Genomic DNA, 12,196 nt, shown 5'->3' with positions numbered 1-12,196 from the left:
TTTTCTCGCTCGGTTCGTAGATAACCGGCTCAAAGGGGACGCTGACTGCTACAACAAACCCTGGTTCAACCAAAGAGGTGGAAATATCATTGCTACAGTTTTGCTAAACAAGCAGCCAACTCGTGCGGTGCTGCTTCGGCTCTGCTGAACGGCCATCGCCTTTCTTTATTTGCCAGCCCGATCACGACAAAAGCCAGTTATGAAAACTATCAGATTCGTCTTCGTTCTCTTACTCGTGTCTGCCAAAACAATGGGCCAGGGCAAGGAGCGATTCGTTACGTACGACGTTGACAACTTCTGGCACGCCTATGACAAGATTGTCACGACCAAAGACAGCGCGCAGCAGTATACTTACCTTAACACCCTCTTTATTCAACGAGGCTCCCCGGGCTTAAAATCCCTCATGCAGGCCTGGAATTACACGGCCCGATCTTACATTCAGGCCATCATCCATTATCCGCTGTTCTGGCAGTCGGTTCGGAAAAACACCCGCCGGGCCGCAACCTTAGCGCGAAAAGCCGACGCAAAAGTTAAGAAGTTACAGCAGCTCTATCCCGATTTGAAGCCGGCCACGACCTATTTTACGGTTGGGGCGCTACGTACCGGCGGCACCAGCATGGGCGACATGGTACTGATGGGCAGCGAACTCGCTCTGGCCAATCACACCACGACAACCGCTGAATTTGGCCCTGAACTCGCGCATTTGAAGGAAAGTTTTAAAACCAAAACGGACGATGTAGTTCTGTTCACCGTTATCCACGAGTACATCCATACCCAGCAAAAAACCACCCTCGGCAATGCCTTATTAGCGCAGAGTGTACTAGAGGGCATGGCCGAGTTTTTGGCAGTCACCGCCACGGGCCAACGGTCAACCTTGCCGGCCATTGCTTACGGCCCCGCACACGCCGCCGGCATTCAACAGCGGTTTGCGGCCCACCTCTTTAACCCGTTCACCGAGTTTTGGCTGTACAGCAACGAGAAAAACGAATTCGATGTCCGCGACCTGGGCTACTACGTCGGCTACGCCCTTTGCGAAGGGTATTACCGGAGGGCGGCCGACAAAAAACGGGCGATCAAAACCATGATCGAGCTGGACTACAACAACGAGGCGGCGTTGTGCGCCTGGGTGGACCAAGCCGGGTACTTCCCGCGGTCGACCGCTCAACTCAAAAACGATTTTCAGGCAAGGCGGCCCCGCGTCCTGCGGGTTGCCCGCGCGGAAAACGCGGCGCAGTTCGCCACGCCAGGGCTGTCGACCGTTACCCTGACCTTTTCTAGCCCGATGGACCCGCAGTACCACAACTTCGAGCTGGGGCCATTGGGGGCGGCCCATCTGATGCGCGTTAAGAAGTTCGTCGGCTTTTCGGAGGATTGCACTTCCGCGGCTTTTCAAGTGGAGCTACAACCGAACCGGCAGTACCAGCTGCTGGTGGGCGAAGGGTTCCGGAGTTGGGATGGCCGGTCTTTGCAGCCTTTCCTGATCGATTTCACCACCGGAGCGAAATAGGCCACTTGCGGTGATTAGACACGCCTGCTTTTCGGCCGCGCTTCTTGTTGGATGAATTGCGTATATGCTAAATCAGATGCGTCCATGGGATTAGCAAACAGAACTGTTTCCCGTGCCGGGCGCTTCTGGAAAGTCCCTCTATTTGCTTTTCGGACCGTTTTCGTGAACAGCGGCATGGATGAACGGCTTCTCGTTACGCCTAGCGTTGGTTTGCGCCGGGTGGCCACCCCATCGTCGCTTTAACGGGCCGTGGGGCCACTACCACATGCGCACAACCCTTCAGCTATTGGGCCACAACTTCGCTGTCATTGCCCACCTGAATCATTAAAAGCAACATGCTGCTGCCCCTCATTGGTTTTATCGCGGGGCTAATGGTCAGCGCGTTGGCCGGTGCCGTGGTATTTGCTTTGCACCCGAGGTGGAAGGCCACCCTTCCAAATATGGACCTGTTCGTCGCAGGCTCCTGCTGTTACGTAATGGTGCTTTCGGTCGTTTATACGAGAATCGTTGCGGACGAAAGCGGCATGCTTCAGTCCACCGCTGCGGTCGTGGGGTACTTGGCCCTGCTCCCGGTTGCCGTTTTGGGTGGTGGGATTGCGACAACCTACATGGGCAGAAAGCTATTAAACCTAAAGTAGATAAAGCCGCTTCTTCTTGCTACCGTTTTCGTGAACGCAGTTGGTCCCTGTAGCCGCTCTCGGTGCGGTGCTGCTTGCCTGTACTTGTGCCGTAAACAGGACGGGCGGGCGGCCGCTGTGTCTTCCGTCTAGGAGTAGGACCAGCCGCCCTCGCACCTCACAGGTACAGCAGAAAGGTGGTGCCGTGGCCCGCCACGCTGGTCACCTCGATGCGGCCGCCCTGGCGCTGAACGCCTTCATCGCCGCCGACCCCGACGAGTACCAGCCCCGCAACGCAAGAACACTCCTTCCTGTGCGCAGGGTTTGCGAATAAAGCCTTGCAAAGGGCAGAAACGCCCTATATTAGGCCCGGCAACTCCTCACTCGTCTTTGCCCAGGGCACCTTTTTTTCTTATTTTCCATGCCCGCAGCTTCGCCTAGGCTCTACTTCGAAAACGCCGTTGGCAGCCTCTACGAGCACCCCGATGGCTACGCCGATTTTCGGTTCAAGCCTGGCAAGCGCAAGATTTCCGAGCTGCAGGCGTTGCTCACCCACGTGCGCACCCTGTTAGAATTCAAGCGCTGGCACCGCTTCCTCGCCGACCAAAGACTGCTTGCGCCCTTTACCTTGGAGGAAGTCGATTGGATAGTGGGCCATTGGCGCAATACCTCGGCGCAGCACCCGGGGGCTTATACGGCGCCGTCGTCATGGCCGAAAATGTCTTTGCCCGTCTCGCCATGGGCCAGGTGGTGCACCAAGCCAACACCTTGACCATGCACTTCCGCCGCTTCGAAACCGAAGAACAGGCGGTAGCTTGGCTCAAGCAGGTTGCGTAGCTCTTGCCGTGCTGGCAAGCGGTGAGGTGCGAAATGGTGAGGTGGTGCGTTTGAGGTTCAATTGACCGTTTAGGTGAACGCCGGGGCTAAGTGGCACCGCAGATAATTTGGCGGGCTTAGCTTGTCTGGACGTTGGCCTCCTAAAAATTTTTGATTGGTTGCTCAATATTTGCTGGCAATGCCGTAATTCCGGAATAAAACTCTCTTCTAGGTCTGCGCACCCGCTGCTGCGCCGCTTTTATACTGTTTTTTCTACTGTCTGGGCTCGGTGGGCGCCGGGTGGGCAGGGCCGGCTGCGGGCGGTAGGGGTGCACATGGTCCTGTGGGGCTTGGCGGGCGGGGCCGCGGCCCAGTCGTCGGCGAGCTACCGCTATTGGGATGCCCTTCCCGACTCGCTGCAAGCGGTGATGACCAGGCAGCACACCGACACGGCCCGCCTGCGCACCCTCATGCACCTTACCGATTTAGTGAGAAATAATGAGGCCGAGCTCACGGAGCTGGTAGCGTTGACCGCCCGGCTGCACCGACCCGAGTATTGGGGGTATCGGGCCCTGCGGGCAGCAGTTCAACTCGCCCAAGCTAAGGCGCCAGCCCGGCCTCGGCCAGCACCAGCAGCAGGGCCTGCTGAATGGCCAGGTGCTCGTTTTCGTTGAGCCACCATTCATCCAGCGAGTGGGCGCCCCCGCCCGTGCCACCCCGGCTGATGGTGACGGCCGGAATGCCGTTGGCAAAGGGAATGTTGGCGTTGGTGGAGGCCACGTCGAGCTGGGGCTCCAGCCCAAAGGCCCGGACCACCGTTACGTGGTCATCCACGCGCACCGCAAACCGACGGCTGGCAAAGCCGCCGATTAACTTTTGGACCAAACTTTTAACCAAGGCCAGTATGCGCAGTACGGCAGTAAAGTCGTGCGTCCATGTTGCGCGATGCGACCGTGGTGCTCGATGAAATCGCCGACAACGAAACTGACTTAACCATTGCTGAGCACACCACCGATACGGCGGGCTAAGGGGATATCGCTTTCGTGTTGTTTGATTTGCTGGGCCTGTTTTTTGTACCCGCATGCGCGACCTCTCCGACTAGAAGCTCTATAAAATGCGGGGCCAGGACTGGGTTTATCCCAAGCTCAAGTTTACCGGCATGCTCAATCCCAACTACATCCATCGGCACTGGACGAACTGCTGCGGTTGGCCGGCTCCATCCAATCCGGCCGGGTGACGTCCTCGCTGTTCATTAGCAAGCTGCAGGCGCATCCCCGGCAAAATCACTTGACATACGTCTTGCGGGCCGACGGCCAGTTCATCAAAACCCGCTTCATCCCGTGCTACCTGCAAAGCCAGCCCTTGCGCCAGCGCATCCACGCCCAACTCAACAAAGGCGAAGAGCTGCACGCGCTGCGCGCCTGGCTCTGGTTTGGTAGCGAAGGCGTCATCCGCCGTAAGCAGCAGGAAGCTCAAACCGAAGCGGCCCGGTGCCTGACGCTGCTCACTAACTGCGTACTGCTGTGGAACACCGTGTATATGCAATAGGTGTTGCAGCAGCTAAAGGCTAAGGCTACTCAGTCAACTAAGCCCACTTTGAATGCCTCTCGCCGAGCCGCTACGAGCGCATCAACCGGCTCGGCAAATACTCTTTCGCCAATCCGGCGCAGCTCGACCCATTGCACCGCCGCCCGCTCCAGCATACCAGTGAGCCGATGGCTTAATGTGTAAATCCGCCCTTTTGGAAGAAGAACCCCGACAAGGGCGAGGCGGCCGACCAGGACAGCTACGGGCTGGGCCTGAGCCTTGCCCGCACCATCGCCGACCTGCCCGGCATCCGCATCGAGGTCAACTCCATCGAAGGGTTGGGCTCCTCGCTTCAGCTGCTGTTTCCGGCGGATCCGCGCCCGTAGGCCCCTGCTGGCCCACGGGCGCGGCCCCAAGCCCAGGCGCGATGATCATCTTGGCATCATGAAGGGTCCGTAGTGTGAGACGCCCGCCGGCGCAAATTTTTCCTACCGAACCTTTCGGTTCCACCTCTTGTGCTACCCTCTTTCGATTACATTTACCTGCACAACCATTGATTTTATGAAACAGCTATCTGCACTTCTGGCTCTATGTGCCTTTTCGTTACCCGGTAGAGCCCAACAGACCCAAAAACCCCCCTTGCACGGCCAGCACTGGATGGCGATCACGGGTAAACCCTTGGCGGCGACGGCCGGTGCCATGACGTTTCAAAAAGGCGGTAACGCGGTAGACGCGGCCTGCGCCATGCTGGCCGCTACCTGCACCATGTGGGATGTGTTGAGTTGGGGTGGTGAAACGCAGGCGCTTATCTATAACCCTAAAACCAAAAAGGTAATTGCCATCAATGCCATGGGCGTGGCGCCTACCGGGGCTACGGCTGATTTCTTTACAAGCAAAGGGTACCATTTTCCTCCGGAAAACGGCCCGTTGGCCGCCACCACGCCCGGTACCCCTGGCGGACTGATGCACATGCTGGCCAACTACGGCACCCTGAGCTTGGAGCAGGTGCTGGCCCCGGCCCTGGAAATGGCCGCCGGTTACCCCATCGAAGCCCAGACGGCCAACAGCATGGAGAAAAACAAAGAGCTGCTAAAACGATGGCCGTACAGCAAAAAACTGTTTCTGACGCACCCCGGCCAGACGCGGGAAGCGCCCGAGGCCGGCGAAATATTTGTGCAGAAAGACCTGTTGCAAACGCTGACCAAGCTGGTCGACGCGGAAAAAGCGGCCCTTCAGAAAGGCAAAAGCCGGAAACAGGCCATTATGGCCGCCTACGACCGCTTTTATACCGGCGACATTGCCCAGGAATTTGTACGCGGTTCGACAGAACAGGGCGGCCTGATTACCCTGCAGGACCTGGCCCGCTGGAAACCGTTGGAAGAGGAGCCGCTGATGGTCAACTACAAAGGCATTGACGTGTACAAACTGCAGCAGTGGACCCAGGGACCCGTCCTGCTGCAGGGGCTCAACATTCTGGAAAACTTTGACCTGAAGGCCATGGGCTATAACAGCTCCAAGTACATTCATACGGTGTACCAGGCCATGAACCTCTCGTTTGCCGACCGCGACTTTTACTACGGCGATTCCCATGCCGCCCCGGAGGAACCCATCAAAGGCTTACTCAGCAAGGCCTACGCCAAGCAGCGGGCCGGCCTTATCCAATACCAGAAAAACGACCCCCGCATTGGCCCCGGCGACCCCTACCCGTTTGAAGGCAAGAAAAACCCGTACCGGCAACTGCTCAAAGCCAGAGGCTACGAAATGGATACCACCAAACGCAACTTCGCCCCCACCCACGACCTGGGCAACCACTCTTCTCCGGCCGAGTACCAGGAGCGCCTGTGGCGGGGCACCACCACCATGGAAGCCGCGGACCAAGAAGGCTGGGTCGTGTCTATTACGCCCAGCGGCGGTTGGCTGCCGGCCTGCGTTGCGGGCACTACCGGGGTGGGCATGAGTCAGCGCATGCAAAGCTTTGTGCTGGACCCCGCCCTGAACCCGTTTAACGTGGTGGCCCCCGGCAAACGGCCCCGCGTCACCTTAACGCCCTCTATGGCCATCAAAGACGGCAAGCCCTTTCTTTCTTTTGCCGTGCAGGGCGGCGACACCCAAGACCAGAACCTGCTGCAGTTTTTCCTGAACGTCGTGGAGTTCGGCATGAGCGTACAGCAAGCCTCGGAGGCTGCCAACTTTAACACCAACCAGTTATGGCTCTCGCTGGGCGGCTCTAAAACCGACGACCGTAAACCCAAACCCGGCCAGATTTTGCTCAACAAAAATACGCCGGAGCCGGTGCGGGAAGAACTTAAAAAGTTGGGCTACATCTTACGCTTTGAAGACCGCACCAGCGGGCCCATTAATGCCATTTACTTTGACTGGAAACACGGCAGCCTCTGGGGCGGCTCCAGCAACCACGGCGAAGATTACGGCATTGGCTGGTAGAAGAAAGATGGGTGTTGTCAAACAAATAGGGTAAAACCTCCGACCCGGCTGGTTACGTGGAAGCGTTGCGGGCCGGCTGCCGCTGTCGTTTGGCCAGGTAGTTTTTCAGGGAGAGGTATGCCGTACTGCAGGTGCACGTCGACGAGGGCGGTGAGCGGCACGCCCAGCGCATGCAGGTGCAGAGTGCGTTGCGCGGTCGGCGTCGTACATGGACTGCTGCACCACGCCCTTGGGCTTGCCCAGCACGACGCCCTGCTCGCGCCGCGCAAGTACCTGCGGGAACTCTACGCCCACGGATTCATCCGGGAAGAAGGGCTGGAAACGGGCCTGTTCACCCTGAGCCGAGAAATCGATTCGCTGGCCCTGACCACCCTGCACCAGACCACCCGGCTGGCGGGCTTGGCCCGCTTGGCGCGGGGCCATTTGCTGCTGACCAAAAAAGGCAGCCAGCTGCTCGACCCGGCCCAACGCCCGGCCCTCTGGTCGCTCGTGTTGCACACCTTTACCAGCCGCTTCACCTGGGCCTCGCACGACGGCTACCCCTGCCCGATGGTGGGGCAGACCGGCTGGGCGTATTCAGTGTACCTACTGGCCCGCTTTGGCCAACAGTCCCATCCCGTGCGCTTTTACGCCGTGCACTACCAGCGGGCGTTTCCGTTCGTGCTGGCGAATTTCACCGACGCGGCGTATCGCACGCCCTTGGAATAATTGGCCCATTGCTACGGGGTCCGCACGTTTGAGCGAGGGCTGAATTGGTTGGGCTTACTCGACTCGCAACCCCAGCCCGCGGGGCTTCACCAGCCCGACCAGCAGCTGACAGCGTCCCCGCTGCTGGCCCAGCTGTTTGACGTGCGCCAAGGGCCCGCGTAGCCCATGCTCGTCAAATGCGACTTTTGGACCAAACTTTTAACCAAGGCCATAAATAGGCCGAGCCTACGCTTGAGCCAGTACGGCAGAATCCGCTGCACGCCGAAGCCGTACCCAAATCGGCAGGGCGGGCATCCATCACTGAATTCAGCCTAAGGGCAAGCGGATAGAAAAGCAGGCGGCACACGAACCCTTCCCGCTACCCCGCCTCTTTTACGGGCACCTTGGTGCTCCAGACTAGGATGGTGCAGCCGCTGGGGCTGGTGGCCTGGTGCTCCGTGCCGGCCGGATAATACAGAAAAGAGCCGGGTCCAAACGCGCGCCCTTGTTCTACCCCCGGGTCCACGTACGTCCCGTCCACCACAAACACCTCATCTGGGACGGCATGCGCATGGACGGGGTAGCCGCTGCCGGCGGCGATGCGCAAGAGCACCCGCGATTCGCCCCCCTCGGCCCGTAAGACCAGCTTTTCCACCCCTTCACTAAAGCGTTCCCAGTTCTCTACTGCGCCATCGATACACGTCACGGGAGCCATATAATTCATTTTAAGTGGAGGAGTGCGAAAGTAAGCCGAATTATTGGTCAAGCAGTACAAGAAGGGCGGGCCCAAGGAGGGGTGACGGTACTGAAAGTAACAGGTAGGCTACCTCCCTCCGTCGCTAGGGCGGGATTGGCGTGCGTGTCACGGGGGGGAGCGGGCGTTAGCCGATCTAGCCGCAGCCTTATTAAAAATCATTCAACTGCCGGCAGGCCCCAACCGCCGGGAGGAGGAATACGATAGGCATTTTTAGGTAGTGCGTAAATAAAGTTTAGACTAATCTAAATTTTATTTACATTTGAGAAGTATTGGGTGTATAAGCGCGTTCGCTTTGGCTACCCCTATCCGGTAGCTACGCCTGCATCACCCAAGTCCGGTAGGGCAACTATCGGACAACCCGGTAGCCTTGCGCCGGCTGACCCACCATCCGCTTGCTCGCTAGCTCCTGCCCTATGAAAAAACTCCTCTACTTTCTGTTCCTGAGTCTGCTTCCCCTTAGTACTACGGCCCAGACGGCGACCGTGCGCGGCACCGTCCGTGACCGGGACGGTAAAGGCGTGCCTTTCGCTAGTGTAGCGGTGCCAGGTACCCCGCTGGGCACCTCAGCCAGCGAAGCCGGTACGTTCACCTTGCCGGGGCTGCCAGCCGGGCCGGTAAAGATCGTGGCGTCGGCCGTAGGCTACCAGCCGGCGCAGCGGGAGCTGACGGCCGTAGCCGGTCAAACCCAGACCATCACGCTCACGTTCACCGGCGGCCAGGAGCTGGGGGAAGTTGTGGTATCGGGCACCCTGCACCCCGTTGCCCGCCTGGAATCGGCGGTGCCGGTGGAGGTGTATAACCCGACGTATTTCAAGAAAAACCCGACCCCTTCCGTGTTCGAGGCCCTGCAAACCGTGAACGGGGTAAGGCCCCAGCTTAACTGTAACGTCTGCAACACCGGCGACATTCACATCAATGGCCTGGAAGGACCCTACACGATGATCTTGCTCGACGGGATGCCCATCGTGAGTAGTCTGAGCACGGTGTACGGCCTGACGGGCATTCCCAATAGCCTGGTCGAGCGCATCGAGATTGTGAAAGGGCCGGCCTCTAGCTTTCTCGCCCTTAGTTCTTTTCCCCACTGAACTTTTTCCGGGACCTTATCATGCGCCTTCGCTAGCGGCGCAGTACAATATCAAGGATATTATCTTGGTGGCGGCGGGGCTGATAATTGCCGCCACCTGGCAGGGTGCGCGGATTTTGGCCGAGCCACCGGGTTTTCGCAGCGCCTGGCGCAAGCAACTTTCGCAGGTACCACGCACGCTAGCCTCGTCCTATACAGCCCGCTAGCAGATCAGGGCAGTGACTACCTAAGTAGTGTTCGTTACGCTGGGTAGAGTTGGGAGCTTACTGCCCTAGTCAGCAGCTATGTACTGGTTCACGCGCCAGGTACGGGCCGCCCTAACCCACGCTTCTGCTTCTCGTACAAGTGAACCCCACCTCATCCATTCCGCTGATGCTCATACGTACCTACACGCTTACGGCTGCCGCCTTGCTTACCGCGCTCAGCGTCCTAGCCCAGAATGACCAGAAAGGCGTGGCAGCCTCTTACCAAGGCAACCTTTTTAAGCCCACGCAGGTGGAAGCCACGGACGCTCGCGTAGCCCAGCTGAAAGCACCGGCAGGTTTTACTGTCACCAAGTTTGCCGACCAGCTCGGCCGGCCCCGGATGCTGGTCGTGGCCCCCAACGGCGACGTGTACGTGAGCAACCGCAACAAAGGCACCATCACACTGCTGCGCGACACCAACAAAGATGGCAAAGCGGACCTCGTCAAGCAGGTAGCCCAGCGCCCCGACCTGCACGGTATGGCCCTCCGAAATGGGATGCTCTACCTCGCCGCAGTACGCGAAGTGTACGCGGCCGACGTGCGGACCGACGGGACCCTGGGCGAGCTAAAAACCCTCTACAAAGACCTGCCCGACGCCGGCCAGCACCCCAACCGCACGCTTAACTTTGGCCCCGATGGCAAGCTCTACCTCTCGGTTGGCAGTACGTGTAACTCCTGCAAGGAGCCCAACAAGGAAAATGCTACCCTGCTGGAAATCAAGCCCGACGGGTCGGGGCGGCGCGTGGTAGCCAAGGGCCTGCGTAATACTATCGGCTTCGCCTGGCACCCCACGACCAAAGTGCTCTACGGGATGGACCACGGCATCGACTGGCTCGGCGACGAAGAGCAGCGCGAGGAGTTGAATGCGATAAAGGAAGGGGCTGACGTTCGAGCAGTACGCGGCCAAAACCGAGAAACCGAAGCTGCTGTATACCGCCCACTCGGCCCCCATGGGCCTGGTGTTCAACACCGGGGGGCAATTTCCGAAGGAGTACCAACATGATGCTTTTGTGACCATGCACGGTTCTTGGAACCGCGCGGAGCCCAGCGGCTACAAAATCGTGCGCGTGCACTTTAACGAGCAGGGGCAGCCCGAGAAATTCGAGGACTTTGTGACGGGCTGGCTGCTGAACAACAACAAGGAGCCATCAGTGTGTGTGGCATTGCCCAACACACTGATGGCTCCTTGCTAGTCTCAGATGACACGAATGGCGTGGTGTACCGGGTAGCCTACACGGCAGCCGCGCCGGGACCGCGGGGCAAAGCCAGCAAATAAGCCAGAGCGCTAGTGAGGGTACCCCCAGTCCTTCGGGTGGACCCGCTGACTGCCTGCCTCCTGCCGCAGAACCGCCGCGGCGCCATGCCTGCTGGCCCGCGCGGTGCCGGAAAGCCCAAGGGCGCTCCTCGTAGGGGCAGGCCCTGGGTAATGGGGTTTCCGAAAAGGCCTAAATTTTAACCACCAGCCCGGCGCTGTACCAGCTTAGGGCGCCGGCGTTGCGGCCGTCGAGCTGGGTGCCCCCGCCCAGCGAGACGCCTGCGGGCCCGGCCACGGGCACCTACACCGAAACGCTCAGGTTGGTAGTGTTCACCCGGGTTTCGGGAAAGCGCGCCGGCGCGAAGCCGGGCCCACCGATGTCGATGCCACTGGTGGAAATTTGGTTGGTCAGCGAAGCGTCAGCGTAAAAGCGCGCACCGGCGTAGCCCACCTTGGCCGCGAGCAGCGCCGCGTCGGGCACCTAGTGCTAGTGAAAGCTGTAGCCGCCCTGGCCGTTGTCAAACAACCCGTTGGCCAGTTGGTACTGGAGCAGCAGCGAGGGGTTCAGGTGGAAGGACTGGTTGTCGATGGCGTAAATCAGGTTGGTACTGTAGCCGCTCAGGGGCGTGCTGACGCCCACGGCGCCCGTGGCCGACAGGGTTTCCGCCCCCACAGGGCGCCTGGTACGCGTGCCACTGCCCCCCGGGACCCCCGGCGAGTACGGGTGAACGTTGCCCGACGGCACGCCCTTACCCTGCTCGCGCAGCTACGCGGCGCGGATGCCGCAGTTGTGGCAGCGGTCCGCCCCGGATGGTCTCCTGCGCGGCGGGCCCTGGTCGCACGGGGGCCCACCATTCATCCCCCCCCTAGGCCATCTTCGTCCCCAGCCCGGAACGGACCAGCCGGGCGGGCGTAGGCGGACGCTCCGGCCTAGCTTCTCGGTCAGGTAATTGCAGTAGCCAGTCCACTCCCAGGCTACTCCCAGTCCACTCCCTCCTGCTCCCACGTTGTCTTCCCGCCCCCTGCCGTCCACCCCTCCGGCCTGCCCCCACCCCGACCCGGACGAGGCGTTGCTAGTGCAGCGCCTGCTGGCCCGCGACGAGCACGCCCTCGGCCAGCTCTACCAGCGCTACGCCCCCAACTTGCGGCACGCCATCCGGCGCCTGGTGCGCGACGAGGCGCTGGCCCAGGATATTCTGCAGGAAGGCCTGCTGCGCATCTGGCTGCACATCGACCGCTACGACCCGGCCCGCGGCCGG

15 protein-coding genes are annotated in these 12,196 nt (G+C 60.0%); 10 read left to right on the top strand and 5 right to left on the bottom strand.

Annotated features, from left to right (window positions below; translation table 11 throughout):
• The first annotated feature begins 199 nt into the window (after positions 1–199).
• From B9A24_RS17640 to B9A24_RS17630, 3 genes are all read left to right on the top strand, one after another.
• On the top strand, positions 200–1,507 hold the full coding sequence (locus B9A24_RS17640) for a DUF2268 domain-containing putative Zn-dependent protease (protein ID WP_143435016.1): 1,308 nt from the start codon (positions 200–202) through the stop codon (positions 1,505–1,507).
• Positions 1,508–1,842: 335 nt separating this feature from the next.
• A complete protein-coding gene (locus tag B9A24_RS17635; RefSeq protein WP_084447337.1) occupies positions 1,843–2,145 on the top strand; it encodes a hypothetical protein in 303 nt (100 codons plus the stop codon).
• 400 nt (positions 2,146–2,545) lie between these two features.
• Positions 2,546–2,896 (top strand): hypothetical protein, encoded by a 351-nt coding sequence (locus B9A24_RS17630; RefSeq protein WP_084447336.1) that lies wholly within the window; start codon positions 2,546–2,548, stop codon positions 2,894–2,896.
• A 644-nt stretch (positions 2,897–3,540) separates the two neighbouring features.
• On the opposite strand, the gene B9A24_RS17625 is transcribed toward B9A24_RS17630, so the two are convergent.
• On the bottom strand, positions 3,541–3,825 hold the full coding sequence (locus B9A24_RS17625) for a hypothetical protein (RefSeq protein ID WP_084447335.1): 285 nt from the start codon (positions 3,823–3,825) through the stop codon (positions 3,541–3,543).
• Positions 3,826–4,146: 321 nt separating this feature from the next.
• On the opposite strand from B9A24_RS17625, the gene B9A24_RS17620 reads away from it, so the two are divergent.
• Positions 4,147–4,488 (top strand): Tn3 family transposase, encoded by a 342-nt coding sequence (locus B9A24_RS17620; protein WP_159452094.1) that lies wholly within the window; start codon positions 4,147–4,149, stop codon positions 4,486–4,488.
• A 29-nt stretch (positions 4,489–4,517) separates the two neighbouring features.
• Here the strand turns inward: B9A24_RS17620 and B9A24_RS17615 are convergent, their stop codons facing one another.
• On the bottom strand, positions 4,518–4,883 hold the full coding sequence (locus B9A24_RS17615; RefSeq protein WP_084447333.1) for a hypothetical protein: 366 nt from the start codon (positions 4,881–4,883) through the stop codon (positions 4,518–4,520).
• A 145-nt stretch (positions 4,884–5,028) separates the two neighbouring features.
• Between B9A24_RS17615 and B9A24_RS17610 the strand changes: the two genes are divergently transcribed.
• On the top strand, positions 5,029–6,909 hold the full coding sequence (locus tag B9A24_RS17610; protein ID WP_084447332.1) for a gamma-glutamyltransferase family protein: 1,881 nt from the start codon (positions 5,029–5,031) through the stop codon (positions 6,907–6,909).
• A gap of 183 nt (positions 6,910–7,092) precedes the next feature.
• On the top strand, positions 7,093–7,617 hold the full coding sequence (locus B9A24_RS17605; RefSeq protein ID WP_084447331.1) for a hypothetical protein: 525 nt from the start codon (positions 7,093–7,095) through the stop codon (positions 7,615–7,617).
• Positions 7,618–7,975: 358 nt separating this feature from the next.
• Here B9A24_RS17605 and B9A24_RS17600 read toward each other — a convergent pair whose 3' ends face one another.
• A complete protein-coding gene (locus B9A24_RS17600; RefSeq protein ID WP_084447330.1) occupies positions 7,976–8,320 on the bottom strand; it encodes a cupin domain-containing protein in 345 nt (114 codons plus the stop codon).
• Between the two features lie 446 nt (positions 8,321–8,766).
• Between B9A24_RS17600 and B9A24_RS17595 the strand changes: the two genes are divergently transcribed.
• The 3 genes from B9A24_RS17595 (at position 8,767) to B9A24_RS22800 (ending at position 10,875) form a co-directional block, all read left to right on the top strand.
• Entirely contained in the window at positions 8,767–9,438 is a 672-nt protein-coding gene (locus B9A24_RS17595; RefSeq protein WP_084447329.1) for a TonB-dependent receptor, read from the top strand.
• A 344-nt stretch (positions 9,439–9,782) separates the two neighbouring features.
• Positions 9,783–10,685, top strand: coding sequence for a PQQ-dependent sugar dehydrogenase (locus B9A24_RS17590; RefSeq protein WP_234997470.1), 903 nt, complete (start codon positions 9,783–9,785; stop codon positions 10,683–10,685).
• A gap of 13 nt (positions 10,686–10,698) precedes the next feature.
• Positions 10,699–10,875 (top strand): hypothetical protein, encoded by a 177-nt coding sequence (locus B9A24_RS22800; RefSeq protein WP_234997468.1) that lies wholly within the window; start codon positions 10,699–10,701, stop codon positions 10,873–10,875.
• 363 nt (positions 10,876–11,238) lie between these two features.
• Here the strand turns inward: B9A24_RS22800 and B9A24_RS17585 are convergent, their stop codons facing one another.
• Positions 11,239–11,418: a hypothetical protein gene (locus tag B9A24_RS17585; protein WP_084447328.1), complete on the bottom strand. Its 180-nt coding sequence runs from the start codon at positions 11,416–11,418 to the stop codon at positions 11,239–11,241.
• Positions 11,419–11,424: 6 nt separating this feature from the next.
• Complete coding sequence (locus B9A24_RS17580; protein WP_143435015.1) at positions 11,425–11,610, bottom strand: hypothetical protein; 186 nt, start codon at positions 11,608–11,610, stop codon at positions 11,425–11,427.
• A 334-nt stretch (positions 11,611–11,944) separates the two neighbouring features.
• On the opposite strand from B9A24_RS17580, the gene B9A24_RS17575 reads away from it, so the two are divergent.
• Positions 11,945–12,196, top strand: a 252-nt coding sequence (locus B9A24_RS17575) for an RNA polymerase sigma factor (protein WP_317044259.1), incomplete at its 3' end; no start/stop codon positions are given.

This window comes from Hymenobacter roseosalivarius DSM 11622 (assembly GCF_900176135.1).
Lineage (GTDB): Bacteria > Bacteroidota > Bacteroidia > Cytophagales > Hymenobacteraceae > Hymenobacter > Hymenobacter roseosalivarius.
The sequence above is the reverse complement of the archived record's forward strand: the minus strand, read 5'-3'. Positions and strand labels throughout refer to the sequence as shown.

Coding starts and splice junctions, on each gene's coding strand:
- B9A24_RS22800 (WP_234997468.1), top strand. CDS start 10,699: ATGCACGGTTCTTGGAACCGCGCGGAGCCCAGCGGCTACAAAATCGTG.
- B9A24_RS17610 (WP_084447332.1), top strand. CDS start 5,029: ATGAAACAGCTATCTGCACTTCTGGCTCTATGTGCCTTTTCGTTACCC.
- B9A24_RS17630 (WP_084447336.1), top strand. CDS start 2,546: ATGCCCGCAGCTTCGCCTAGGCTCTACTTCGAAAACGCCGTTGGCAGC.
- B9A24_RS17595 (WP_084447329.1), top strand. CDS start 8,767: ATGAAAAAACTCCTCTACTTTCTGTTCCTGAGTCTGCTTCCCCTTAGT.
- B9A24_RS17600 (WP_084447330.1), bottom strand. CDS start 8,320: ATGAATTATATGGCTCCCGTGACGTGTATCGATGGCGCAGTAGAGAAC.
- B9A24_RS17640 (WP_143435016.1), top strand. CDS start 200: ATGAAAACTATCAGATTCGTCTTCGTTCTCTTACTCGTGTCTGCCAAA.
- B9A24_RS17635 (WP_084447337.1), top strand. CDS start 1,843: ATGCTGCTGCCCCTCATTGGTTTTATCGCGGGGCTAATGGTCAGCGCG.